Origin of the sequence: Ruegeria sp. HKCCSP351, assembly GCF_017872535.1 — a bacterium.
GTDB lineage: Bacteria > Pseudomonadota > Alphaproteobacteria > Rhodobacterales > Rhodobacteraceae > Ruegeria.
Genome location: NZ_JAEDOV010000002.1, coordinates 108,466 through 132,747 on the forward strand (window position 1 = coordinate 108,466; position 24,282 = coordinate 132,747).

Annotated in this window: 23 protein-coding genes; 9 read left to right on the forward strand and 14 right to left on the reverse strand. The window is 58.0% G+C overall.

What is annotated here, in order from left to right:
* Positions 1–16 precede the first annotated feature (16 nt).
* The 3 genes from I9182_RS04665 to I9182_RS04675 all read right to left on the reverse strand — a co-directional run bounded on the left by I9182_RS04665 (position 17) and on the right by I9182_RS04675 (position 3,738).
* The gene (locus I9182_RS04665) at positions 17–373 is read right to left on the reverse strand and encodes a DUF2147 domain-containing protein (RefSeq protein ID WP_348540378.1); all 357 of its coding nucleotides are present in this window, start codon (positions 371–373) and stop codon (positions 17–19) included.
* Between the two features lie 100 nt (positions 374–473).
* Entirely contained in the window at positions 474–2,279 is a 1,806-nt protein-coding gene (locus I9182_RS04670) for an ABC transporter ATP-binding protein/permease (RefSeq protein WP_209597560.1), read from the reverse strand.
* A 76-nt stretch (positions 2,280–2,355) separates the two neighbouring features.
* Positions 2,356–3,738 (reverse strand): LysM peptidoglycan-binding domain-containing protein, encoded by a 1,383-nt coding sequence (locus tag I9182_RS04675; protein ID WP_209596867.1) that lies wholly within the window; start codon positions 3,736–3,738, stop codon positions 2,356–2,358.
* 127 nt (positions 3,739–3,865) lie between these two features.
* Between I9182_RS04675 and I9182_RS04680 the strand changes: the two genes are divergently transcribed.
* Positions 3,866–4,417: a TIGR00730 family Rossman fold protein gene (locus I9182_RS04680; protein ID WP_209596869.1), complete on the forward strand. Its 552-nt coding sequence runs from the start codon at positions 3,866–3,868 to the stop codon at positions 4,415–4,417.
* Between the two features lie 95 nt (positions 4,418–4,512).
* On the opposite strand, the gene I9182_RS04685 is transcribed toward I9182_RS04680, so the two are convergent.
* Together I9182_RS04685 and I9182_RS04690 are read right to left on the reverse strand one after the other, a co-directional pair.
* The gene (locus tag I9182_RS04685; protein WP_209503470.1) at positions 4,513–5,391 is read right to left on the reverse strand and encodes a metallophosphoesterase; all 879 of its coding nucleotides are present in this window, start codon (positions 5,389–5,391) and stop codon (positions 4,513–4,515) included.
* A gap of 4 nt (positions 5,392–5,395) precedes the next feature.
* Complete coding sequence (locus I9182_RS04690; protein WP_209503468.1) at positions 5,396–5,995, reverse strand: superoxide dismutase; 600 nt, start codon at positions 5,993–5,995, stop codon at positions 5,396–5,398.
* Positions 5,996–6,095: 100 nt separating this feature from the next.
* On the opposite strand from I9182_RS04690, the gene I9182_RS04695 reads away from it, so the two are divergent.
* Entirely contained in the window at positions 6,096–6,857 is a 762-nt protein-coding gene (locus I9182_RS04695) for an FkbM family methyltransferase (RefSeq protein WP_209503466.1), read from the forward strand.
* A gap of 33 nt (positions 6,858–6,890) precedes the next feature.
* On the opposite strand, the gene I9182_RS04700 is transcribed toward I9182_RS04695, so the two are convergent.
* From I9182_RS04700 to I9182_RS04720, 5 genes are all read right to left on the reverse strand, one after another.
* Entirely contained in the window at positions 6,891–7,499 is a 609-nt protein-coding gene (locus I9182_RS04700) for a hypothetical protein (RefSeq protein ID WP_209596871.1), read from the reverse strand.
* A 215-nt stretch (positions 7,500–7,714) separates the two neighbouring features.
* Entirely contained in the window at positions 7,715–8,281 is a 567-nt protein-coding gene (locus I9182_RS04705; protein WP_209596873.1) for a sarcosine oxidase subunit gamma family protein, read from the reverse strand.
* Positions 8,274–11,288, reverse strand: a complete 3,015-nt coding sequence (locus I9182_RS04710) for a sarcosine oxidase subunit alpha family protein (RefSeq protein ID WP_209596875.1) — start codon at positions 11,286–11,288, stop codon at positions 8,274–8,276. The genes I9182_RS04705 and I9182_RS04710 overlap by 8 nt, the downstream gene beginning before the upstream one ends.
* Positions 11,289–11,355: 67 nt before the next feature.
* Positions 11,356–11,685, reverse strand: a complete 330-nt coding sequence (locus I9182_RS04715) for a sarcosine oxidase subunit delta (RefSeq protein WP_209503458.1) — start codon at positions 11,683–11,685, stop codon at positions 11,356–11,358.
* Between the two features lie 75 nt (positions 11,686–11,760).
* Positions 11,761–13,005 (reverse strand): sarcosine oxidase subunit beta family protein, encoded by a 1,245-nt coding sequence (locus I9182_RS04720; RefSeq protein ID WP_209503456.1) that lies wholly within the window; start codon positions 13,003–13,005, stop codon positions 11,761–11,763.
* Positions 13,006–13,181: 176 nt separating this feature from the next.
* Here I9182_RS04720 and ccmI point away from each other — a divergent pair, with 176 nt between their 5' ends.
* Genes ccmI through I9182_RS04735 form a run of 3 tightly spaced genes read left to right on the forward strand, consistent with a single transcriptional unit; the run spans position 13,182 to position 15,115 of the window.
* On the forward strand, positions 13,182–14,402 hold the full coding sequence (gene ccmI, locus I9182_RS04725) for a c-type cytochrome biogenesis protein CcmI (RefSeq protein WP_209596877.1): 1,221 nt from the start codon (positions 13,182–13,184) through the stop codon (positions 14,400–14,402).
* Positions 14,399–14,863, forward strand: a complete 465-nt coding sequence (gene ruvX, locus I9182_RS04730) for a Holliday junction resolvase RuvX (RefSeq protein ID WP_209503452.1) — start codon at positions 14,399–14,401, stop codon at positions 14,861–14,863. Before ccmI ends, ruvX begins: the two co-directional genes overlap by 4 nt.
* Before the next feature lie 18 nt (positions 14,864–14,881).
* Positions 14,882–15,115: a DUF1289 domain-containing protein gene (locus I9182_RS04735; protein WP_209596879.1), complete on the forward strand. Its 234-nt coding sequence runs from the start codon at positions 14,882–14,884 to the stop codon at positions 15,113–15,115.
* 621 nt (positions 15,116–15,736) lie between these two features.
* Here I9182_RS04735 and I9182_RS04740 read toward each other — a convergent pair.
* From I9182_RS04740 to dusA, 4 genes are read right to left on the reverse strand one after another with little or no spacing between them, the layout of a single operon-like run.
* On the reverse strand, positions 15,737–16,465 hold the full coding sequence (locus I9182_RS04740) for an STAS/SEC14 domain-containing protein (protein ID WP_209596881.1): 729 nt from the start codon (positions 16,463–16,465) through the stop codon (positions 15,737–15,739).
* Positions 16,466–16,501: 36 nt separating this feature from the next.
* Positions 16,502–17,284: a hypothetical protein gene (locus tag I9182_RS04745; protein WP_209596883.1), complete on the reverse strand. Its 783-nt coding sequence runs from the start codon at positions 17,282–17,284 to the stop codon at positions 16,502–16,504.
* The gene (locus I9182_RS04750) at positions 17,281–18,105 is read right to left on the reverse strand and encodes a sulfite exporter TauE/SafE family protein (RefSeq protein WP_209503442.1); all 825 of its coding nucleotides are present in this window, start codon (positions 18,103–18,105) and stop codon (positions 17,281–17,283) included. The genes I9182_RS04745 and I9182_RS04750 overlap by 4 nt, the downstream gene beginning before the upstream one ends.
* 17 nt (positions 18,106–18,122) lie before the next feature.
* Positions 18,123–19,130: a tRNA dihydrouridine(20/20a) synthase DusA gene (gene dusA / locus I9182_RS04755; protein ID WP_280922662.1), complete on the reverse strand. Its 1,008-nt coding sequence runs from the start codon at positions 19,128–19,130 to the stop codon at positions 18,123–18,125.
* A 399-nt stretch (positions 19,131–19,529) separates the two neighbouring features.
* Here dusA and I9182_RS04760 point away from each other — a divergent pair, with 399 nt between their 5' ends.
* From I9182_RS04760 to I9182_RS04775, 4 genes are read left to right on the forward strand one after another with little or no spacing between them, the layout of a single operon-like run.
* Positions 19,530–20,849: a glutamine synthetase family protein gene (locus I9182_RS04760; RefSeq protein WP_209596887.1), complete on the forward strand. Its 1,320-nt coding sequence runs from the start codon at positions 19,530–19,532 to the stop codon at positions 20,847–20,849.
* Positions 20,850–20,908: 59 nt separating this feature from the next.
* Positions 20,909–21,589: a type 1 glutamine amidotransferase gene (locus tag I9182_RS04765; protein ID WP_209596889.1), complete on the forward strand. Its 681-nt coding sequence runs from the start codon at positions 20,909–20,911 to the stop codon at positions 21,587–21,589.
* Complete coding sequence (locus tag I9182_RS04770; protein ID WP_209596891.1) at positions 21,589–22,947, forward strand: glutamine synthetase family protein; 1,359 nt, start codon at positions 21,589–21,591, stop codon at positions 22,945–22,947. Before I9182_RS04765 ends, I9182_RS04770 begins: the two co-directional genes overlap by 1 nt.
* Positions 22,948–22,955: 8 nt before the next feature.
* On the forward strand, positions 22,956–24,260 hold the full coding sequence (locus I9182_RS04775) for an FAD-binding oxidoreductase (protein ID WP_209596893.1): 1,305 nt from the start codon (positions 22,956–22,958) through the stop codon (positions 24,258–24,260).
* Positions 24,261–24,282 lie beyond the last annotated feature (22 nt).

Below are 24,282 nucleotides of genomic sequence, written 5' to 3' on the forward strand. Positions count from 1 at the left end.
TTTTCGTTTTCTGCCGTCACAGTCGGGACCAGGTCTGGTGCGCGCAAATCGCATGTTCACAGCCTTTGACCATGAGCTTGTCACCTTGCAACGTCATCTGTGGAACAGCATCAACGTCGATCAGGGGAACCCAGAACTCACCCCCGCCGTATTTTCCACCGCCTTCGCTGGACACGTCCCAGAACAGCTTTTTCCCGATATTCGGCGTTTGAACTTCTTTGCCCGATGAATCAAAAGCCGAAAGTATCGTGCCGCAGAACTTGTCCGCGCAGGCGGATATCTTGATATGCGAGATCAGGTTCTTGCGATCAGGTTCGGTCTTCCAGACGCCCTCGATCGGGTCAGCCGCCACCATAGCCGGAAGAAGAACCACGACCGCTATAGGTACCAATCGTCTTGCTAAACCATTGATCATGGCGTTCACCTTTTTGCACGGCGCATCCTAGCACATTCCGCGGGGCAAGATGAGGCCCTCAGGCGGCCTCACTGTCCGACTGCTGGCGGTTCCACAGTTGAGCATATCGCCCGGACCGCGCCAACAGCTCGTCATGTGTGCCCTGTTCGATGATCTCACCGGCCTCAAGAACAACAATCCGATCCGCCTCGGCAATCGTGCTGAGGCGATGGGCAATCGTGATCACCGTCCGCCCTTCCCCTGCGTGCGCCAGCGCATCCTTGATGTCCTGTTCTGTGTCGGTATCCAGGGCCGAGGTCGCCTCGTCCAGCAACAGGATCGGAGGGTTCTTCAGCAATGTCCGCGCTATGCCAACCCGTTGCTTTTCGCCGCCGGACAGTTTCAGACCGCGCTCACCCACCATGGTGTCGTACCCGTCGGGCAGCGAAGTGATGAAGTCGTGAATCTGGGCGGCCCGGGCTGCGGCCTCGACATCCTCCGGGGTGGCATCATCGCGCCCATACGCAATGTTGTAGCGAATGGTGTCGTTAAACAGCACCGTGTCCTGCGGCACAACGCCGATGGCCGCGTGCAGGCTGGTCTGGGTCACATTCCGCACATCCTGTCCATCGATCTTCAGTGCGCCTTTGGTCACGTCGTAAAACCGGAACAACAGCCGCCCGATAGTCGACTTGCCAGACCCGGTTGCCCCAACGATTGCGACCGTCTGCCCGGCAGGAACCGTCAAGGAAATGCCCTTTAGGATTTCCCTTTCAGGGTCATACCCAAAATGCACTTCCTCAAGTGTGACCTCACCACCATTGACCGCAAGGTCGGGTGCATCGGGCTGATCGGTGACTTCGGCAGGTTGTTCGAGCAGATCAAACATCTGCCCCATATCAACCAGCGATTGCCGGATCTCACGATAGACCGTCCCCAGGAAGTTCAGCGGAACGGTAATCTGGATCATGTAGGCGTTGACCATGACAAAATCGCCCACGGTCAGGTTTCCATTCTGAACGCCAATCGCGGCCAGAACCATGACTCCGATCAGGCCGCAGGTGATCAGGAAGGATTGGCCAAAATTCAGAAACGCCAGCGAATAGGCCGTTTTCAGCGCCGCGCCGGCATAGGCTTTCATCGACACGTCGTAACGTGCAGCTTCGCGCGCTTCCGCGTTGAAATACTTGACGGTTTCGAAGTTCAGCAAACTGTCAATGGCGCGCTGATTGGCTTCGGTGTCCTGGTCGTTCATCTCACGCCGCAGCTTTACCCGCCATTCGGTCACGGCAAAGGTGAACCAGATATAAAGGCCGATGGTGACGGCGACGACGACCAGATACCAGACGTCGAACAACCACATCAGGATGATCGCAACCAGCAACAGTTCCAGGATCAGCGGCCCGATCGAGAACAGCAGGAATCGCAGCAGGAATTCCACGCCTTTGACGCCCCTCTCGATGATACGGCTCAGCCCGCCGGTGCGGCGCGAGACGTGATAGCGCATGGACAGGTTATGGATATGCCGGAACGTCTCCAACGCCAGCGCCCGCAAGGCCCGCTGTCCGACAGGGGCAAAGGCGGCGTCCCGCAGTTGCTGGAACCCAACCGTCATCATACGCGCCACGCCGTAGGCAACCGTCACACCCACTGCGCCCAGCGCCAGCGGCGGCACGCCTTCACCTGCCAAAGAATCAACGGCGCCTTTGTATAGGATCGGGGTATAGACCGCGATCAGTTTGGCCAGAACCAGCATCGCCATTGCGATAACCACGCGGCGCTTTACCCAAACCTCGTCCTGCGGCCAGAGGTAGGGCGCAACCTTGCGGATTGTCCGCCAGCCTGAACTGCGCTCGCCGCTCTGCACCCCGTCACTCGAGGCCATCGGAGATGTTCGTCTCATCACGTACCTTGTCTGTGGTCAGAGAAAGGCTCTGGCCCGCAACGGGCCAGTGCGTTGATTATTCCGGTATCGTAAAGATTTGCCCCGGATAGATCAGATCCGGGTCGCGGATCAAGTCGCGGTTGGCTTCGAACAGGCGCACATACAGGATGCCATCGCCAAAGCGGTCACGCGAGATCGCCCACAGCGTGTCGCCCCGTTGCACAGTGACCGACCGGATTGCCGGTGCATTGTCCTGCCCGGCCGTTCCGTCACCGCCACCCGTTGCAGCTTCTAACACTTCCACAGGCTCGCGTTTGAACGGGGTTTCGACCCGGCTGCGAACTGTCCCGTCCGTGTTCACAGCGTCAACACGCAACGTGTAAACACCGGGGTCGATGCCGTCCAGATCACTCCGCCAGGATCCATCCTGTTCCGGAGCGAGGTCAGCAACCAGACGATTGTCCAGATATACCCTGATGGCCGCCCCGTCCTGCACTCGCCCGGTCAACTGAACATCACCGGTCTCAGAATACCCGATGGTATCCAGCGCGACCTGTTCCGGCGGGGTATCCCGAACTACGGGCGGTTGCACGAGTTCAACGCCTTCTTCGCCCGACCGCAGTACCGCGATCTGCTGACCCGTTTCAGATGTCTCTGCCGACTGGTCGGCAACCTGCGCTTCGCTGGTTTCTGGCGCGGTCGCTACAGGGTCTGATGTTTCGGTCTCAACTGGGGTTTCGGTCTCTGGATCAACAACCGCCGAGGCTATCTGTTCTTCAGCTTTGGTTGTTTCGCCCTGATCGGCAGCTTCAGTTTGCTGCGCAACCGGCTCTTCTTCGACCGGCTTCGGCAGAGCGGCGATCAGATAGTCGTCAGACCGGGTCGTTTGCGCGCCGTTTTTGCTGTGCAGGATTAGCCCCTGCGCGGTATCGCTGAAGGGGATCGAGACGAACTCGGCGAACTGCCCGCTGCTGTCCACCGTGAATGTGTGTACGGTTTCACCGTTCAGCAGAACCTCAATCTGGCTGCCCGGCTCAGCGTCACCTGACAAAAGCGCCGTTCCGTCTGCTTCAACAAAAATCTGATCTAAAACCGGGGGGGCCGTGCGTGCCGGTGCATTCTCTTCCGATTGGGCCACCGCAGGTTCAGAATCTGGAACAACATCTGTTGCCGCAGCCGTATCTTCGACAGGTTCAGCGGTTGGTGCCTCATCCGGTGTTACGGTGGCCTGCTCAGCTGGTTCTGTTGTGGCGGTTTCCGCGGGCGCTTCGGCGGCTTGTTCCTGCGGCTGCGTGGTTGCAACGGACGCGGGTTCCTGCGGTGCGCCCGCCTCAGGCTCTGGCGCTTTGGTGAAAGCACCGGACAGATACAAACCGCCAACGCCCAGCACGGCAACCAGACCCGCAATCACACCCCAGACAAAATTGCCCGAGCTTCCGTTTCCCGATTTGGCGTCCATTGTTTTCCTTTCACCCCACCGTACAAAAGCTTTGTCTTCAAAAGCCTTCCAGCGGACAGTTGAGCCAATCTATCAATCCCGCTATCACGGGTCAAAACCTCTGACACAACCCCGGAGCGTCTCTTTCATGTCTCAGAAATCCGTCTGTGTGTATTGCGGGTCACGCAATGGGGCCGAGAAGGCTTATTCTGAAACCGCACGACAGTTTGGCCGCCTTCTTGCGCAGGAAGGCTGGCGGCTGGTTTACGGTGCCGGAGATGTCGGGCTGATGGGCGAAGTCGCCCGGGCCGCGCAACAGGCCGGTGGCGAGACCTTTGGCGTCATTCCGGTGCATCTGGTCAAACGAGAGGTCGGCAAGACCGACCTGACCCATTTCGTGATCACAGAAACCATGCACGAGCGGAAAAAGGTCATGATCATGAATGCTGACGCCGTCGTTGTCCTGCCCGGCGGGCCAGGATCACTGGACGAACTGTTCGAAGCACTGACCTGGCGGCAGCTGGGCCTGCACGACAAACCCATCGTGATCCTCAATGTGAACGGCTATTGGGACGCGTTGAAAACCCTGCTGCACCAGGTGATCGATCAAGGCTTTGCAGATCGGTCATTGGGCGACTTTGTCATCTGGGCTGAAGGTGCGGAAACAGCGATGACAGCCCTGCGCGACAAGCTGAGGTAGACCCGGCAGGTTGCGAAAGTGTTCGACCCCTCGCCGCGGTGCATCATTGGCGCACATATCCGGATTAGAGTTGGGGTTGGTGAAACCTCAGGTCTTTAGGCAGTCAGTTCGATGACCGTGATCTCGGGGGTCACACCAAATCGAACCGGAAGGATGGAACATCCGATGCCGCCGGAAACGACCAGATCCCGCCCGCCTTCGCGCACATGCCCATAGGCATATCTGTTGCCGAATTTAGAGGGTACGATCGGCGACCAGCCAAACAGGCGGATCTGACCGCCATGCGTATGACCGGACAGCGTCAAGGCCACCCTGGCGGGCACTTGGGGGAAGATGTCAGGCTCATGCGCCATCATCACAACCGGGGCGTCATCGGTGATTTGCGCCAGTGTCCCTGACAGATCATCCAGCCCCTGCGGTTTACCGTTGCGCCAGATCGCAAGCTGATCTTCAAGCCCCGCCAACCAGAAACCAAGAGCTTCTAGCTTGATGGCGGTATTCGACAAAACCGTAATTCCGCTCTGCTCCAGCGCATCGGCATATTGGTTGGGGCCAGCACCACGGCGCTGCGCCTGCCGGTCATCCCACCAGTCGTGATTGCCAAGTACAGCAAAGACGCCGTTCTTGGCCTCAAGGTTGGCAAGAACCGGTGCCAGATCTTTCATTTCGACAGGACGCAAAACGCCTTTGTGGCTTGCGAAGAAATCACCCAGAAGCAGGATCATATCCGGCGCAAGCGCATTCGTACGCCGTACCACCTGTTTTATTCGGTCCAGCCCGACCAAAGGTTCGCCCAGATGCAAATCTGCCAGTACGGCAATCCTGAGCGGCGGCGCAGTCCAATCCTCTCGGCGTACGTGCCATTTTCGCACACGCAGCCGCAGGCCGGGTTCGATGAAAAACCCGTAGACTGATGTGATTAGGCCTGCCAGCGTCACCGCCAGCAGGCCCTTTATGAACCGGCGTCGGTTCAATTCATTACATCCGCGACGCGACGTTTTCCCAGTTCACCAGATTGTCGAGGAAGTTTGACAGGTAAGCCGGACGCTTGTTGCGGAAGTCGATGTAGTAGCTGTGCTCCCAAACATCGCACCCCAGCAGCGCAGTCTGACCAAAGCAAAGCGGGTTCACGCCGTTTTCAGTCTTGGTCACGGTCAGCGAGCCGTCAGCATTCTTGACCAGCCACGCCCAGCCCGAGCCGAACTGACCGGCACCAGCGGCGCTGAACTGCGATTTGAATTCATCAACCGAACCAAAGCTTTCGGTCAGAGCTTTCTCAAGCTCACCGGGCATGGCGTTATCGCCGGGGCCCATCATTTCCCAGAACTGGTTGTGGTTCCACAGCTGGCTGATGTTGTTGAAGATACCGTTCTGCGCGACGGCATTTGCGTCGTAGGTGCCAACGATGATCTCTTCCAGCGACTTGCCGTCCCATTCGGTGCCGGCGATCAGTTTATTGCCATTGTCGACATAGGCTTTGTGGTGCAGATCGTGGTGATATTCCAGTGTTTCCGCGGACATACCCTTGGCTGCCAGCGCGTCATGTGCATAAGGAAGATCAGGAAGTTCAAAAGCCATGTCGGCCCCCTGTTTAAATTTGAGTTGCGGTTCCCAAGGTTAAATGCTTTGGCAGCCGCCGCAGGTCAAGGGCCGAGACAAGAAAACCCGGAGGCAGGCGATGCTGACACAGGCGCGCAAGATGTTCTACCGCGCCCGCGGTTACTATGCGGGCAACCTGAACGGCGAGCCGTTTCGTCTGGACCCTTACCATTCAAAGTTCTGGCGTAAAGCCTCCACTGGCCAGTGGGAGCCTGAAACCTTTGCCGTGATGGACCGGTATCTTTCGCCTGAAAGCGATTACCTGGATATCGGCGCATGGATCGGGCCCACAGTTCTTTATGGTGCGCGCAAGGCACGCCATGTCTGGTGCTTTGAGCCCGACCCCACGGCGTTCCGCCATCTGGCCTGGAACCTCGATCTGAATGACATTCATAACGTTTCCGCTTTGGGTGTCGCGCTGTCGGATAAGTTCGGTGTCGCCCGCATGGCCTCGGTTCGTGGCGAACCCGGGGATTCTACCAGTTCCCTTTTGCACGACGGCGCGCACGGAACCGATGCTCTGACGATTGCCTGGGATCAGTTCGCCGCAGTGAACGATCTGTCCGCCGTGTCTTTGGTGAAGATGGATATCGAAGGCGCTGAATTTTCGGTGCTGCCGACGCTGGTGCCCTGGTTGAAGCAACAGCGTCCTGCCCTGTATCTTTCAACACATGCAGGACTGTTGGAGCCGAAGACACGACTGGATCGTATGGAGGAATTGGCAGAGCTTCTTTCGTTCTACACTCACTGCCAGACAAGTGACGAGACCTGTCGAAGCTTTGAGTGTATGACCAAAGCTTCGACCTTCTCCGGGTTCAAAACATTTTTGCTGACAGGTTAAGCGCCGCAATTGACCCGACGGCGTTGTTTTCGCCTAGTACAGGCCTGCAGACGCAATTGGTTTGCACGTGCCTGTTCCATATGGTCGGAGACCCACATTTGCGTGCGGGAAGCTGACCCTCATTTTTATGGCATTGTTCTTGGGATTGAGCGTTGCCGTATACGCAACCCTATAGTCGCCTGTTGCTTGCGCTGGCAATGTCACACGCCACGACAACCGATATTCCCCTTTCCCCGTTTTCTTGAATTTGGCGTCTGCCGGTGTTTCAACAGGAGTACTTGCCAGTTCATTTGACGCACGAATTGCTCCGTCATAGGCTCTTGCGCGCTTGCCGTCTGCATCCACGCTCAAAAGCACCTTGCGTGGAATCCATCCCCGATCCTGTGTGCTATGCAGGTCGCATTCATAGCTTTGCACTTCCGCCTGAGCAGCGACTGCCGACAAACTAAAAGCCAGAAAAAGAGAAGTTAGTTTCATTTGATTTACCTTTTCTTGTGTTCTCTTTGTTTTCAACTCGCGCCCTTCGGCCGCCGGCCCTGCATTAGCAGCACAGGGATGAACAGAGGGGCTGTGAGAATAATGATGCTTCGTCATTACGCCCTTGCGAAAATCAGGGCCTATCCGGGAAAATGACCGTGCCATCGAAACCAAGTACTTTGATTTGAAAGCAAATTTTACGTCAGACGCTCTTTCGCATCTAGCGCGAACAGACTGAAACACTTTCTCCAAATGGATGCAAGGCCGTCGCGTTCACAATCGTAAGCTCAGGTTAAAAAGGAAAATTAAGTTGGCTGCCCTGAAAAAAGATACCGCCCGCAATTAGCGGGCGGTCTTGTACTTTCGGGCCGAGGAAACTGTCAGTAAACGCCAACCTCACTGCCCGGTTGCGCAGCAACCTTCAGCAGTTTGAAAACGTAATCCGCAGCCGAACGGAAGCAGACCACGCGGAAGGTTTCAGCATCGTCCATCCAGAATGCGCCTGCCACTTGCGCCAGGCGCGAGCGGCGAATTTGGCCGGGTTGAAAGGCCTCGGACGACAGATCAACCGGGGCGACTTTGCCCAACACTTCTCGTGCGCTGGCGCCTGATATCGTGAATACCGCGCGGGCATCCGAGACGTTGATGGCCAGTGTGTGAGTTTTTCCCAAAGCTTTGACCATTGCGGCCAGTTTGGTCTCGACCTCGGCATAAGGGACCAGCACCAGCAGCTCGTCCGGTGACATCCAGCATACGCCGGTATCGCCGCTGACCAGCGCCTCGCGCTGACCGGGTACGTTCTGCCCAGTCGCATCCTTTACGGCCTTGGCGAGGCTTTTGTCGGACAAGTCGCCGCGCAGGGTGATCATGCCTTGCAGGCCACATTCCCTGATATTGGCGATGCCATCATAGCTGGCGTGGTTCAGTGCGCTGATGGGTTCAGACATTCTGCTTCTCCCCGTCCTTGTCGAAGAAGATCGGGTCCACGATCTTGGCTTTGTAGGTTTTGCCATCGGTGCCCGGGAACTCGACGATTTCACCCATCCGGTCCGGGCCGTGCTTGATCAGGCCCATAGCGATCCCTTTACCGAGGTTGGCCGAGAAATAGGTCGAGGTGACACGCCCGATCATGTTGCGCTGACCGTTGGCATTGACGCCCTCACCCACTGCATATGCGCCATCAGGCAGAACAGAACCATCCACAGTCTCAAGCCCGACCAGTTTCCAACGTTCTGGGTCCGCCATATGGCTGCGCGAATGGGCGCGTTTGCCAAGGTAGTCTTCTTTCTTTTTCGACAGCGCCCAGTGGAGCCCCAGATCCTGCGGGATCACGGTGCCGTCGGTCTCGTCCCCGATCATGATAAAGCCCTTCTCGGCCCGCAGGATGTGCAGACATTCGGTGCCGTACGGCATCACTCCGAACTCTTTTCCCGCCTCCATCAAGGCATCCCAGAATGCCTGACCCTGAGATGCGGGAACAGCGATTTCATAAGACAGCTCACCCGAGAACGAAATGCGGTAGGCCCGGCAATCGAAGTCCCCGATCTTGCCATCGCGCCATTCCATGAAGGGCAGCGCCTCTTTGCTGACATCCATGCCGCCCAGTTTCTCAAGCACCTTGCGGGCGTTGGGGCCGACCACGGCGACCTGCGCGTATTGCTCGGTCACGTTGGCGACATAGACTTTCCAGTCCCACCATTCGGTCTGAAGCCATTCTTCCATGTGACCATGGATGCGTTCGGCCCCGCCGGTGGTGGTGTGGCACAGCCATGTATCTTCATCGATGCGGGCGACAACGCCGTCGTCGATCAGAAAGCCGTTTTCCGAACACATCAGGCCATAGCGGCATTTGCCGACTTTCAGCGTGGACATCATGTTGGTGTACAACATGTCCAGAAACTTGCCGGCATCCGGGCCTTTGACGATCAGTTTGCCCAGCGTCGAGGCATCCAGCAGGCCGAGGTTGTCGCGGGTGTTTTTCACCTCACGGTTCACGGCGTCATGCACGGATTCACCGGGACGGACATAGGCATAGGTCCGGCGCCAGTGGCCGACCGGCTCCCAGTCGGCACCGTTCCTGTCGTGCCAGTTGTGCATCGGTGTCTGACGGATTGGCTGGAATACTTCACCGCGCGCCTCGCCCCCGATCGCACCCATCGAAATGGGTGTATAGGGCGGACGGAAGGTCGTGGTGCCGACCTTGGGAATCTCTGACTCAAGCGCATCAGCAAGGATAGCCAAGCCGTTGATGTTGCTCAATTTACCCTGATCAGTTGCCATACCCAGCGTGGTGTAACGCTTGGTGTGTTCGACGCTTTCATACCCTTCGCGTGCTGCCAGCTGAACGTCGGACACTTTGACATCGTTCTGGAAGTCCAGCCAGGATTTCATGCGCAATTGAACTTCTGCATTTGCCGGCATGAGCCAGACTGCTTCCATCGGCGCTTCGACGGTTGTTTCCCCTGCGGGCGCCTTGGTGTTCTTGAGCTTGAAGCCAGCCGCCTTGGCAGCCGCCTTACCAGCGGCATGGGCGTCTGTCAGAACATCTTGCAACGCCAGAGGACCGTTGGACGCGCCAGCGGCAACAACAAACCCTTTGCCGTCGGCTCCCAGCGGCGGACGCTCGGGATCCGGCCGGAAATGCGCGTTCGCCTCATCCCAGATCAGCTTGCCCCCGCAATGGGACCAAATGTGCACGACCGGAGACCAGCCGCCAGACATGGCGACCGCGTCTGACTCAACTTCTTCACGCGCGCCGCCAACGCCTTCCTGATTGCAGATGGCGACTTTCTTGACGCGCTTGCCGCCCTTGACCTTGGCAATGGCCTTGCCCGGATCAACGCGAATACCCAACTGGCGGGCTTCCTCTGCCAAAGGTCCGGCCGTTGCGCGTGCGTCAACAATGCGCAAAACATCCACACCTGCCTGTTTCAGGATAATCGCGGTGCGGTAGGCGTCATCATTGTTGGTGGCGACGATGACACGTTCGCCCGGGGTGACACCCCAGTTCACGACATAATCGCGCATGGCCGAAGCCAGCATCACACCCGGAACATCGTTGCCAGCAAAGGACAATGGTCGTTCAATTGCGCCGGTTGCAGTTACAATTTGCTTGGCGCGAATACGCCAGAGGCGATGGCGCGGGCCCTGCACGCCCGGCGTGTGGTCTGTCAGGCGTTCGTATCCCAACACATAACCGTGGTCGTAAACACCCGCGCCCATGCAGCGCGTGCGCATGATGACGTTGTCCATTGTTTCGAGTTCGGAAACCAATTGTTCCACGAACTTATCCACAGGCTCATCATTGACCGTGCCGCCGTCAACCGGAGCGCGACCGCCCCAATGCGCGGTCTGCTCGATCAGCAAGACCTTGGCGCCGGATTGTGCCGCCGCCTTGGCCGCCTGCAAACCAGCCACACCGCCGCCAATCACCAGAACATCGGTAAAGGCGTAGAAATGTTCATAGGTGTCGGCATCCCGGTTGTCTTTGTCGGGCGCCTTACCCAATCCCGCCGACTGCCGGATGAACGGTTCGTAGACGTGTTTCCAGAAGGGTTTGGGGTGGATGAACGTCTTGTAGTAGAAGCCGGCCGGCAGAAACCGGGCAAAGGCCGTGTTCACCGCACCGATATCATATTCAAGGCTTGGCCAATGGTTCTGTGAAATCGCGGTCAGGCCGTTGAACACCTCGGTCGTTGTGGCGCGCTGGTTCGGCTCGAACCGGTTGCCCTGCCCCAGGCCGACAAGCGCGTTCGGCTCTTCCGCGCCGCTGGCGACAACGCCGCGGGGACGGTGGTATTTGAACGACCGGCCAACCATCATCTGGTCATTGGCCAGCAGGGCCGAGGCAAGCGTATCCCCCTCATAGCCCTGCATCGAGGTTCCATTGAAGGTAAATGTGACCTTTTTCGACCGGTCAATCAGCCGGCCTTGTTTTGCGAGACGGGTGCTCATGTCGCGGACCTTTCGCATGTGGAGGTGTCAAAGCCTCCGGCGGGAGTATTTTTGAAAAGATGAAGCATCAGGAGAACTCTCTCCAGGTCCATCCAGGGCGCTTTGCGGCGATGGCATCTTTGATGTCCTGCGGCGGCTCGGAGGTCTGAGCCGTGTAGGTGCCAAACACTTCTAGCGTGTTTGTGCAGCGTGCCGCGTGAAACCACTTGCCGCAGCCATTGGCATGGCGCCAGCGTTCAAAGTGCACGCCTTTGGGGTTTTCGCGCATGAACAGGTAGTCGTGGAATTCGTCATCGGACGAGCCGGGACCAAAACGCTTCAGATGCGCCTCGCCACCGGCGGCCAGTTCGGTTTCTTCGGCATCAACGCCGCAGTAAGGGCAATTCAGGATCAGCATGTTGTCATCCTTTTGGCGGTTGGTTGGCGCAATGGCCAACCGGAATTCTGTTTCTTGGCAACCTCGGACCCACCTTCAGTGTGCCACCCCGGCGGCCACGCTTTCGTCGATGAAGCGGCCTTCCTTGAAGCGGTCCAGCGAGAAGGCCTCGGTCAACGGCGAATGACCTGTGGCCATCAGTTGCGCCATGCCCCAGCCGGACCCGGGAATCGCCTTGAAACCGCCAGTGCCCCAGCCGCAGTTGATAAAGCACCCGCCCAGCGGAGTTTTCGACAGGATGGGTGAGCGGTCGCCGGTCATGTCTACGATACCGCCCCACTGGCGCAGCATCTTGAGGCGCGAGATCATCGGGAAGGTTTCGACCAAGGCGCGGACGGTTTCCTCGATATGATGGAAGCTGCCACGTTGGGTGAAATTGTTGAACCCGTCGGTCCCACCACCGATCACCATCTCACCCTTGTCAGACTGCGACATGTAGCCGTGCACGGTGTTGGCCATCACGACCACATCCATGCAGGGTTTGATGGGTTCGGATACCAGTGCCTGCAATGCGACGGCCTCCAGCGGGAGACGGAAACCAGCCATCTCGGCCAGTTGACCGGAGTGGCCCGCAACGACGATACCCAGCTTGTCACAATCGATGGCACCCTTGGTGGTGTCTACTCCGACGACACGGCCATCCTGCGATCGGACACCCGTGACCTCGCATTGTTGGATGATATCCATACCCATCGCTGAACAGGCGCGCGCATAGCCCCACGCGACGGCATCGTGACGGGCGGTACCACCGCGTTCCTGCCAGAGCCCGCCCAGAACCGGATAACGGGGGCCGTCCAGATTGATAATAGGCACCAGTTCCTTGACACGTTCGGGCCCGATCCATTCAGTCTTCACACCTTGAAGGGCGTTTGCATGGGCCGTGCGCTGATAGCCGCGAATTTCATGCTGGGTCTGCGCCAGCATGATCACACCACGCGGGCTGAACATGATGTTGTAGTTCAGATCCTGGCTCAGGTCCTCATAAAGGCCGCGTGCTTTCTCGTAGATCGCCGCCGAAGGATCCTGCAGGTAGTTCGAGCGGATGATCGTTGTGTTTCGACCCGTGTTGCCACCACCCAGCCAGCCTTTTTCGATCACCGCGACATTCTGAATGCCGTAGTTCTTGCCAAGGTAATACGCGGTCGCAAGACCATGCCCGCCAGCACCGATGATGATGACGTCATAACGTTTCTTTGGCTCGGGCGAACGCCAGGCGCGTTCCCATCCGGTGTGATAGCGCAGGGCCTCCCGCGCGACAGCAAAGGCTGAGTAGTGTTTCATAAGCGAATCCATCCGGTTCGGTGATTGCGCGCAGATATGCCGCGCGGTGACAGTTTAACCGCGCCGCGCAACGCCGCAATATCGCACTATTGCGACATGTCGTTCATTCGCGGCCATTTGTCCCTTTTGTCGGACGCCCCACAGGTCTAAGTCAGGGCAGTATCTTCGGAGGGGCCATGACGTTCTGGGTTCTGATTTTTCTTGTCGCGCTTCTGATTGCGGCATTTCTGAGTTTCACATTGCTGCGCAAACGCCGTGGGGATGAACCTGCGGCGGCTTACGATTTGCGGGTGTATCGTGAACAACTGTCTGGTGTTGACCGGGATCTGGCTCGCGGGGTGATTGGTGAGGCAGATGCGGAACGGGTTCGCACCGAAATCTCGCGACGAATTCTTGCCGCTGACGAACAAATGAAAAAGGGTGGCTCGGGTGCCGGGCCATCACGGACCGTCTCGATTGTGACGATTCCGGTTGTCATGCTGATCATCACCGGGGGCGCGATGGCGATGTATCATCGTATCGGCGCCGTCGGGTTGCCCGACATGCCCCTTACTGCGCGGCTGGAACTGGCCGAGGAGGTGCGCGCAAATCGTCCGTCCCAGAGCGCCGCAGAAGAACTGGCAACCCCACCTCAAGCGGCGCAGCTTGACGAAAATTACGCGTCTCTTCTCAAGCAGTTGCGAGAAACCGTTTCGGCCCGCCCGGATGATCTGCAGGGGCAGATGCTTTTGGCGCAGCATGAGACCAATTCAGGAAACTTCAAGGATGGATATAGCGCGCAACAAAGGGTGATCGAACTGTCAGGCGACGCAGCCACAGCCGAGCACTACGCGGATTTTGCCGAGATGATGATCCTGGCTGCGGGTGGATATGTGTCGCCCGAAGCTGAACAGGCTCTTGCCGAAGCTTTGAAACGCGATCCCCATCACGGCCCGGCCCGATACTATTGGGGGCAAATGTTGGTTCAGACCGGACGACCAGACCTTGCCTACCGCATTTGGGTCGAAACGCTGAGGGAAGCCCCGGCAAGCGCGCCGTGGACGGGTGCGATCCGGGATCAGATTGATGAGTTGGCCTTTCGGGCAGGGGTTTTCAACGCACCGGACCTAAGCGCACCGTCCGGCCCAAGTCGCGAGGACATGGCCGCAGCGGCAGAAATGAGCCCCGAGGAACGGCAGCAGATGATTCAGGGAATGGTGGATCAGTTGTCCGACCGCCTGGCGACGGAAGGCGGCGCGCCCGAAGAATGGGCTCGTCTGATCGCCGCACTGGGTGTTCTGGGTCAGGGCCAACGGGCCATGGATATCCACAATGAGGCGCTGGAGGTGTTTGCCGGAAACACCGAGGCCTTGCAGATCATTGATGCCGCAGCCCTGCAAGCAGGGATTGCGAAATGATCCACGACGTTTTCGAAGACTTCGCCAAGGCGCTGCCCCCGATGCATGCGCTGATGGGGCTGGATCTGGGTGAAAAGACCATCGGTGTGGCAGTTTCCGACCGGATGCGGGGCGTGGCCAGCCCTTTGGAAACCGTAAGGCGCAAGAAATTCACACTCGATTCCGCCCGGTTGATCGAAATTGCTGCGGATCGCGAGATTGGCGGCATTCTGTTGGGTCTTCCCAAAAACATGGATGGCACAGAGGGGCCGCGCTGCCAGTCTACGCGGGCATTTGCGCGAAACCTGTCCCGTCTGACGGAATTACCTATCGGATTCTGGGATGAACGGCTGAGTACGGTTGCGGCAGAAAAAGCACTGCTTGAGGCGGATACGTCACGAAAACGTCGCGGACAGGTTATTGATCACGTTGCAGCAGGTTATATCTTGCAGGGAGCGCTGGACAGGCTGCGCTTTTTGTAACAGGTCGGAGACCGATCAATGACGAACATGGTTTGGAAGCGCAATGAGGTGGAAAGCCCTTGTGTCCAAATCTGTGTTGTCCATCCGGCCGAGCGTATCTGCACCGGATGTTACCGCACGATTGACGAGATCTCTCGCTGGTCCAGGATGGACAGCAGCGAACGCGCTGAAATCATGAACGACCTGCCTTTTCGTAAACCGCGTCTCAGCACGCGGCGCGGCGGGCGTGCCGCTCGCATGAATGGCTCCTGACTGATCAGCGCAGACGTTTTGATGACATTTCTGCCGGCTGTGTGGCCCTTTTCGGGATAGGTGCGTTCGGCGCGGTGCCCCGCAACTCTTTCTGAAACAAAAGCGCAATCTCGGATTGGCTGGTTTTGGACCGCCGATCATCATTGCGCGCGTATTCCGATTGCAGCACGTCAGCCGCACGTTTGGTCTTTCTGGTATTAGTGAGTCTTCCTATCAAAGTCTTAATTGGCATTGCGGACGTCCCGTTTCCAGTAACCGTGCCACTGCGGGTCGAGTTCGAGCTCCGAGGGGGTCTAGCTCTTGAACATTGAGGTTCAACGTGAGTGGTAACCCGCGGCGACAGGGTGTGGCTAAAGGTATTTCCCGTCACAAGAAGGGGGAAAACACGCGGCGTTTGATCGTTATTGACGCCTTAATCAAGAAAAACTCACAAAAGCGCATAATTTCCTAACGTCACTTTTCGACACGCTTTGCCAAGAATAGGAAAGCTGGGGCTGAAGCTGCGAAAAATCCGCCGTCAGCCGCCGAATCATGCCTGACATCGCACGACCGGATTCGAGGCTGCGTCACGAACCTTGACCGATTGGGTGTTGCCTGCTCAGGCGTTCCGCAGTCAAAGGTTTATCCGGCGGCAAGCCATGCGCTGGCGTTGTCGTACTCTTCGGACGGGAAAAACTGCGTCCGGGTCCCTAAAACATGGCTCGCGACCTTCTGTGCCATTCGCTGCCAGCTTTTGTCCCCAACGATCGCGGCTCGGTCCAGTTGTCCGATATGTCGGCTGGCCAACCGAAAATGCGCCGCAAGCGCTGACAGCCCTTGCCAGCCGTCAAACTCCCTGAGGTCTATCAGCAGGCGAAAGCCTGGCCGGTCCTGCAAAAGCGAATCCAGATCACGTTCTGCCTGTTTGTACCTTTCGGGGTCCAGCTTACCCAAAAGGCTGATCTGAACACATGGGCCGCTCAGATCAGTCACGTGGATCGATCCCAGTGACTCACGCATCCAGCGTCGGGCACCCTCAAGCTCGGTCAGATCGAACACCTGAACCGGACAGGGCAGAATGGGGGCAGCCAGACGAACGCTTGTCTGCACCCAGCCCTGATCCGCCACAACAGCGATCCGGTCGAACCCGCGCCAATGGCTTAACCCCAGCTTGGTGTCAGACCAGGCCGCGCCCAGATCGTACCCCTGGAATTCCGGTTGTATTATCGCCAGTAACCTAACCGTGTCATGTTCGGTTAGCGCAGCCTCGATCGCGGGTACCAGAGTATTGGTGTAATCGGCGCTGGTTACTTGCCCCGACAACTCGACTTCTATGAGTGCACCGTCAGAATTCGTATGAACCGTCATCATCGGTCAAAACCTCCAAAGCCAAATAATGACAGGACGTTAGGCGGATTCGATCCATTCTGCTACTCCACCGGCACATTCGGGGCGGAAATAGGCGATCATTCGACCATCTTGCCCCGCCGTCGCCCCTTCGGCCCAAGGTGCAACCCCGTGCAGGCAATGGCGGTGCAGCAGATAGGCCTCTCCCGGCTTTGCAGGCAACTCGATCCTTGGGCAGGTCGCAAACACCTCGCGACGGGCGGATTGGTAGATGTCCGTTATGTCAACGTCGTGCAGGACCTCAGGCGGCATCCCTTCAAGCGCCTGCCTGAACGCGGACCGCAGAATGTGATGACTGCCGTCCCACACCACCATCGGAGACGCGTCTGCGCTGGCCTCGGTCAGTGGAATGCCCAGAATCCAGACATGAGGTTCATCAACCCGGCGGCGGCGATCCGGTCCTGTCGGGCGCAAACCGTCCACATGGGCCGCATCCCTGTGTCGACGGTAACGAGTGGCCGCTTCATTCTCGCCCCGGCGCGGGCGCGGATAACCCGGATAAACAACCGAAACCTGCCCCTTGTGCAGCGGTATATCTCCAAAGTGCTTGTCGATGAACGCCATGGCCTTTCCGGTCAGAGGCCCGGACCGCCCGACCCTGCCCTTCGTGTCATTGGGCAGTGCGTCGACACCGATGAACCACGTCCCTTCACAATCCAACCATTCCGCATGGGCCGGGTCCGTTGTCGACGCCCGTGCGGCAGGCAAGGCGTGGTTCACCCATTCGGCCAGCACCGAGTCATACGGGAATTTCACCCAGCCCCGGGCCGAAAAATCGCTCATAATCCCACGGCCTTGCGCAGCATATTCAGCGCGACCAGCGTCAGGAACACGGCGAAGACACGTTTCAACGGTTTTGGGTCCATCGCATGGGCCAGCTTTACCCCCCAGGGCGCGGTAACCATTGTCATTGCAACAACGATCCCGAAGGCCACAAGATTAACCGTGCCAATGGTCAACGGGGGTCGATGCTCGGGGGCGATATCCACAAACAAGAACCCAATGACCGACGGTACGGCAATGATCACCCCAAACCCGGCAGCGGTCGCGACCGCGCGGTGGATAGGAGTGTTATAGAGGCTCATCAGCGGCACACCGAAACTGCCACCGCCGATGCCCATCAGAACGGAAAGAAACCCGACCAGTGGGGACAGGACGGCCCGTTTGATACCGCCGGGCATTGCGTCGCCCAACCGCCATTCTGCGCGACCCAACCCAAGATAGGCACCGATCACCATGCCCAGAATTCCGAACAGTGCCTGCAAAGCCTCGGTCCGCAGGGCCGATGCGACCAGCACTCCGACAATTGCGCCGACGACAATACCCGGACCCCAACCGCGCAGGATATCCCAATCCACCGCGCCCTTCTTGTTGTGGGCAAGAACCGACCGCATAGACGTTATGATGATCGTGGCCAGCGACGTCGCCAGACAGAGCTGCATCAACTGCGGACCGCCATAGCCAAGCGTTTGAAACGCATAGAAGAACGCGGGGACCAGCACGATACCGCCGCCCACTCCCAACAGCCCGGCAAGCACACCGGCCAGCGCGCCGATCACAAGCAAAAGGCCCATCATCTGGGCCAGCAACATTGTCTCGGGCATCGTCCCCCCTTTGCCGTCTAAACCTCGGCCATCGGCGCTATGTGGTTCAGGGCCTGTAGCATGACTTCTGGCCCGGCCCCTTCCTGCACGGCCCCTTCGGACAATGCGCGCCGCCATGCCCGCGCACCGGGACGCCCTGCAAAGAGGCCCAGCATATGCCGTGTGATCTGGTGCAAACGCCCGCCATTGGCAAGGTGCATCTCAATATAGGGCACCATTTCTTGAACAACCGTCATCGGATCGCGAACGGTTCCAACGCCAAAGATGCGCCGATCGGCATCTGCCAGGATATCACCGGGCTGATGATAGGCCGCCCGACCGATCATGACACCGTCAAGACCCGCGTCCAGATGTGCTGCTGCTTCGTCCAAGCTGGCGATACCACCATTGATCGATATATGCAGATCCGCAAATGCGGCTTTCATCCGATGCACAAGGTCATAGTCGAGCGGTGGAACATCGCGGTTTTCCTTGGGGCTCAACCCCTGCAACCACGCCTTGCGCGCATGGATCGTTACTCTTTGACAGCCCGCCGCGCTGATCTGCTCAAGGAACGCGGGCAGAACTTCTTCGGGCTCTTGATCATCCACGCCGATGCGGCATTTGACCGTGACATCCACAGTCACCGCGTCGCGCATTGCTGCGACGCATTCTGCAACCCGCGCCGGATCTTTCATCAGAACCGCCCCGAAAGTACCGGACTGCACCCTGTCTGACGGGCATCCACAGTTCAGATTGATCTCATCATATCCTGCATCAGCACCCAGTCGCGCCGCTTGCGCCAACTCCTCCGGGTCGGACCCGCCCAACTGTAAAGCCACGGGATGCTCCTGCGGTGAATGATCCAACAGATGCAGCGCCCCACCCCGAACAAGCGCCGGTGCGGTTACCATCTCGGTATACAGCAAGGTTTCCGAACTAAGCAGCCGATGAAAATACCGACAGTGGCGATCGGTCCAGTCCATCATCGGGGCGATGCTCAGGGCTGCATGGTGTCGAATGTTATCTCTTCCACGTGCAGTCAATTCAACCATCCTCAAGAGTACGAAACCCGCAGCTATCATAGAAAAATCGCCAAAATAAGCCAAATCTTGCGGAAAGTAGAAAGAAGCTGTTCTGCGGGATGAAGCGCCGCACTACGTCTCGATTTCGCGCACACATCCCTTGTGAAATAAAACGTTTCAAGGCCCTGCATCCGACACCTTCATTGACCAATATGATCAATGCTTTACCAGTTGTTCCCACGATATCTTTGCCGATGAAAACGCAAGGCTCGAGCCTTGCCAGCAGGGCTTCCTGTGTTATCAGCCGAAAACCAAGCCGAACATACAGATCTGACCCAAAAATCAAAATTTGATCAAATTTGGTGACAAATCCGATCCATTGAAGTACATCACGGGGAAACAGAATTGACGGAGCCCCAAATGGACCTGAGCGCCCTGCACAGTTTTCGTGTGACTGCCTGTGACCTGAACGGTCAGATGCGGGGCAAGCGCGTGCCCCCTGAATATGCGGGAAAGCTGGAAAAAGGCGCCGTGCGCATGCCGTTCTCGGCGCTCAATGTCGATCTCTGGGGCGCGGACATTCACGGCAGCCCACTGGTGTTTGAAACCGGCGATGCGGATGGTGTGTTGCGCCCAACCAACCGGGGTCCTGTGCCTGTCCCCTGGCTTCCGAAAGAAACGGCGCTGGTTCCGATGAGCTTGTATGACGATGCAGGCACTCCGTTTGCGGGTGATCCGCGTCACGCTCTGTCTGCCATTCTTGACCGTTATGCCAAACGCGGTTGGTCGGTCGTCGCGGCGACCGAACTGGAATTCACGCTCATCGATGCTTCGGGTGCGCAACCGCAACCTCCGTTGAACCCGATCACCGGACGCCGTTTGTTACATGAGTCCGTTCTGTCGGTCGCTGAAATGGATGCGTTCGAGGATTTCTTTACAGACCTCTACGATGGCTGCGCCGCCATGGACATCCCCGCGCAAACCGCCATCTCGGAAAGTGGCGTTGGCCAGTTCGAGATCAACCTGAATCATCAGGATGCCTTGCGCTGTGCCGACGATACGTGGCTTTTCAAGGCGTTGACACGCGGCCTGGCGCGCAAACACGGGTTTGCCGCAACATTCATGTCAAAACCCTATGCCGATGACGCGGGCAATGGGATGCATGTGCATTTCTCGGTGCTGGACCAACGCGGGCGCAATGTGTTTGACAATGGCGGGCCTGAAGGGACCGACATTCTGCATTCCGCCGTCGCGGGTTGTGTGGCAGCCATGCCAGGCAGCACGTTGATTTTTGCTCCGCATGGTAATTCATACACGCGGCTTGTACCGGGCGCGCATGCACCGACCGGGGCCTGCTGGGCCTATGAGAACAGAACAGCCGCAATTCGCATCCCAGGCGGTTCACCGGCAGCGCGGCGCATCGAACACCGCGTTGCAGGTGGAGACATAAACCCTTACCTGATGTTAGCGGCAGTTTTGGGCGCAGCCTTAGTTGGAATCGAAGACGGCTTGCAGCCCCCTGCCCCAATCACAGGCAATGCCTACGATATCGAAGATCTGCCCCAACTGATGCCGGATTGGGCGGCCGCAATTGACAGGTTTGAGACCGACCCCCTGGTCTCCCGACTTTTTTCGGCTGACCTGATCCAGTACCTGACCATGACCAAGCGACAGGAAGTTGAACGATTTGAGCGCATCACTCCTGAAGATCACTGGCTGAGCTATCTCGAGGCGGTTTGACCCCCCTTGCCGCCTCATTGGGACTCAGCTAGAGTGAATTTGATCAAATTTGGTGACACATGAAAATCGGCATTTTACAAACCGGCCACACACCAGATGCCTTGCATGGCGAATTTGGCGACTATGATGAGCTGTTTCCTGAACTTCTCGGTGGCAACGGATTTGAGTTCCAGACCTTTGCCGTGGTCGACGGCATATTCCCAGGCGGCGCAGATGACGCAGATGGCTGGGTCATTACCGGTTCGCGCCACGGCGCGTACGAAGACCTGCCGTGGATCGCCCCACTGGAAGACTTAGTCAGAGAGATACAGCAAAGCGGAAAGCCACTGATCGGCGTATGCTTTGGACATCAGATCATCGCGCAGGCACTGGGCGGCAAGGTCGAGAAATTCAAGGGCGGATGGGCCGTCGGACGCACTGAATACGAATATGACGGCAACACAGTCTGGCTGAATGCCTGGCATCAGGATCAGGTTGTCGCGCTGCCCGAAGGGGCGCGCGTTCTGGGTCAGAACGCATTTTGCGAAAACGCTATGCTGGCTTATGGAGACACGATCTGGACGGTTCAGGCCCACCCCGAATTCACCAATGGGTTTGTCGCGGGCCTGATGCGCACACGGGGAAAAGGCGTCGTCCCCGAAGACCTGATGCGCGAAGCTGCAAATCGCGAAACCGCACCGGATGACAACGCCACTATCGCACGCCATATGGCCGAGTTTTTAAAGAAAGAGAGAGCCTGATGGCTGATTGGACTGATAAACTGCCGGAAGCCGCCAAAGCCTATTTCCACGGACAGCGGCTGGACGAGGTTGAGTGTATCATCTCGGACCTTCCGGGAATTGCACGCGGCAAGGCCGTGCCTGCCACGAAATTTGCCAAGCAATCCTACTTTCACTTGCCCGACAGCATCTTCTTCCAGACCATCACGGGGGACTGGGGGGAAGCCGCGGGTGACGACGGGTTCATCGAAAAGGACATGATCCTGAAGCCCGACTATTCGACGGCTTCAGCCGCGCCCTGGACCGGGGACTGGACGCTGCAGGTGATCCACGACGCCTATGACCGGGATGGTGATCCGATCCCTTACAGCCCACGCAACGTGTTAAAACGCGTGGTCCAGCTGTATCACAACCGAGGCTGGAAACCGGTTGTTGCGCCAGAGATGGAGTTCTTTCTGGTCGCCCCCAACGTCGATCCCGCACAGGAAATCAAGCCGATGATGGGGCGTTCTGGCCGCCCGGCTGCGGCGCGGCAGGCGTATTCGATGACTGCGGTGGACGAATTCGGCCCGGTCATCGACGATATCTATGACTTTGCCGAACATCAGGGGTTCGAAATCGATGGCATCACCCAGGAAGGCGGTGCGGGCCAGTTGGAGATTAACCTGCGCCACGGCAACCCGGTCAAACTTGCTGATGAGGTTTTCTACTTCAAACGCCTGATCCGCGAAGCGGCATTGCGGCATAATTGTTTTGCAACCTTCATGGCCAAACCGATCGAGGAAGAGCCGGGTTCGGCCATGCATATCCATCATTCGATTATCGACATGGAGACCGGCCAGAACATCTTTTCGGGCCCGCAGGGCGGCGAAACGGACGCGTTCTATCACTTCATTGCCGGGTTGCAGAACCATCTGCCCGCCGGTCTGGCCGTGATGGCACCCTATGTGAACTCCTATCGTCGCTACGTGAAGGACCACGCCGCACCGATCAATCTGGAATGGGCCCGCGACAACCGCACTACAGGCATTCGCGTTCCTCTGTCCGGACCTGAATCGCGCCGTGTCGAAAACCGCATCGCCGGTATGGATTGCAACCCGTATCTGGGCATCGCCCTGTCGCTGGCGTGCGGCTATCTGGGTCTGGTCGAACAGGAGCGTCCGCGTCGTCAATTCTATGGTGACGCCTATGAAGGCGAAGGGGATATCCCGCAGGTCATGGGCGATGCGCTGGATCTGTTTGACGAAGCCACAGCCCTGCACGAAATCCTTGGCCCCGAGTTTGCCCGTGTCTATGGCATCGTGAAACGGGCCGAGTATGAAGAATTTCTGCAGGTCATCTCTCCGTGGGAACGGGAACATCTGCTGATCAACGTCTGAGACTTTTCGTGAACCTGCTCTATTCCAATGACCGCAAGGGCGAATACCCTGCCAGCTGGTATGCCGCGACGGCAAACCCAACAGAACGCTTTCCTGTTTTGGCCGAAGATATTACGGCGGATGTCTGCGTTGTGGGCGGCGGCTACACAGGCCTGTCCGCAGCATTGCATCTGGCCGAGGCGGGGTTAGATGTCGTTCTGCTTGAAGCCCACCGTGTCGGATTTGGTGCCTCAGGGCGCAATGGTGGCCAACTGGGCAGCGCGCAGCGGATGGATCAGGAAGACCTCGAGCGTCTTGTCGGAGACGCGGATGCCGCAAAGCTGTGGGAGTTGGCCGAAGACGCCAAGGATCTGGTCAAGTCACTGATCGCCAAGCATCAGATCGCGTGCGACTTGCAACCCGGCGTCGCGGTTCTGGGTCTGTCAGCTTCAGAACGAAAAGAGCTGCATAACCATGCAGGCCATCTGTCCGACCGGTATCACTATGACCAGATCAAGCTACTGGATGAAGACGAAGGCCACAAACTGTGCCCCTCACCCGCTTACAAGGGCGGGTATCTGGACATGGGGGCCGCTCATCTGCACCCATTGAACTTTGCGCTGGGGTTGGCGCAGGCTGCGGCCAAAGCGGGTGTTCGCATCTTTGAGGGCACCGAAGTCATCGATATTGACGAAACCCAGCCTGCGCTGATCCGGACCGCCAAGGGGAACGTAAGGGCCGACCATGTTGTGCTGGCCTGCAATGGCTATCTTGGCAATCTCAACCGTACCGTCGCGGCCCGTGTCATGCCTATCAACAACTTCATCGCAGCGACCGAACCCCTTGGCAGCGAGGCTGTGCGGGTCCTGACTCAGGATGTCGCGGTCGCGGATACCAAGTTCGTGGTGAACTATTTCCGCCTCAGCGCCGATGGCCGGCTTCTGTTCGGTGGCGGCGAAAGTTATGGCTATCGTTTTCCTGCGGATGTCGCGGCGAAGGTCCGCAAGCCGATGACCGAGATTTTCCCACATCTGCGCGATGTCAAAATCGATTACGCATGGGGTGGAACTCTGGCCATTACCATGCGGCGGATGCCTTATCTGGTACGTGTCGCACCCAATATTCTGTCTGCTTCCGGCTATTCCGGCCATGGTGTAGGCACCGCGACCCACGCCGGGCAACTGATGGCACTGGCCATTCAGGGGCAGGCAGAAGGGTTCGATACAATGGCCCGCGTGCCAACCCTGCCTTTCCCCGGCGGTTCCGCCCTACGCAACCCGCTGCTCGTGCTGGCAATGACATGGTTCGCCATGCGAGACCGGCTTGGGATCTGATCCACGTTACTTGTGACAAGTT

What these genes read in the sequence shown, in the direction of transcription:
- I9182_RS04670 (WP_209597560.1), bottom strand. Translation starts at nt 2,279, where the DNA reads ATGGCCTCGAGTGACGGGGTGCAGAGCGGCGAGCGCAGTTCAGGCTGG.
- I9182_RS04675 (WP_209596867.1), bottom strand. Translation starts at nt 3,738, where the DNA reads ATGGACGCCAAATCGGGAAACGGAAGCTCGGGCAATTTTGTCTGGGGT.
- I9182_RS04680 (WP_209596869.1), top strand. Translation starts at nt 3,866, where the DNA reads ATGTCTCAGAAATCCGTCTGTGTGTATTGCGGGTCACGCAATGGGGCC.
- I9182_RS04690 (WP_209503468.1), bottom strand. Translation starts at nt 5,995, where the DNA reads ATGGCTTTTGAACTTCCTGATCTTCCTTATGCACATGACGCGCTGGCA.
- I9182_RS04695 (WP_209503466.1), top strand. Translation starts at nt 6,096, where the DNA reads ATGCTGACACAGGCGCGCAAGATGTTCTACCGCGCCCGCGGTTACTAT.
- I9182_RS04700 (WP_209596871.1), bottom strand. Translation starts at nt 7,499, where the DNA reads ATGGCACGGTCATTTTCCCGGATAGGCCCTGATTTTCGCAAGGGCGTA.
- I9182_RS04705 (WP_209596873.1), bottom strand. Translation starts at nt 8,281, where the DNA reads ATGTCTGAACCCATCAGCGCACTGAACCACGCCAGCTATGATGGCATC.
- I9182_RS04710 (WP_209596875.1), bottom strand. Translation starts at nt 11,288, where the DNA reads ATGAGCACCCGTCTCGCAAAACAAGGCCGGCTGATTGACCGGTCGAAA.
- I9182_RS04715 (WP_209503458.1), bottom strand. Translation starts at nt 11,685, where the DNA reads ATGCTGATCCTGAATTGCCCTTACTGCGGCGTTGATGCCGAAGAAACC.
- I9182_RS04720 (WP_209503456.1), bottom strand. Translation starts at nt 13,005, where the DNA reads ATGAAACACTACTCAGCCTTTGCTGTCGCGCGGGAGGCCCTGCGCTAT.
- ccmI (WP_209596877.1), top strand. Translation starts at nt 13,182, where the DNA reads ATGACGTTCTGGGTTCTGATTTTTCTTGTCGCGCTTCTGATTGCGGCA.
- ruvX (WP_209503452.1), top strand. Translation starts at nt 14,399, where the DNA reads ATGATCCACGACGTTTTCGAAGACTTCGCCAAGGCGCTGCCCCCGATG.
- I9182_RS04735 (WP_209596879.1), top strand. Translation starts at nt 14,882, where the DNA reads ATGACGAACATGGTTTGGAAGCGCAATGAGGTGGAAAGCCCTTGTGTC.
- I9182_RS04740 (WP_209596881.1), bottom strand. Translation starts at nt 16,465, where the DNA reads ATGATGACGGTTCATACGAATTCTGACGGTGCACTCATAGAAGTCGAG.
- I9182_RS04745 (WP_209596883.1), bottom strand. Translation starts at nt 17,284, where the DNA reads ATGAGCGATTTTTCGGCCCGGGGCTGGGTGAAATTCCCGTATGACTCG.
- I9182_RS04750 (WP_209503442.1), bottom strand. Translation starts at nt 18,105, where the DNA reads ATGCCCGAGACAATGTTGCTGGCCCAGATGATGGGCCTTTTGCTTGTG.
- I9182_RS04760 (WP_209596887.1), top strand. Translation starts at nt 19,530, where the DNA reads ATGGACCTGAGCGCCCTGCACAGTTTTCGTGTGACTGCCTGTGACCTG.
- I9182_RS04765 (WP_209596889.1), top strand. Translation starts at nt 20,909, where the DNA reads ATGAAAATCGGCATTTTACAAACCGGCCACACACCAGATGCCTTGCAT.
- I9182_RS04770 (WP_209596891.1), top strand. Translation starts at nt 21,589, where the DNA reads ATGGCTGATTGGACTGATAAACTGCCGGAAGCCGCCAAAGCCTATTTC.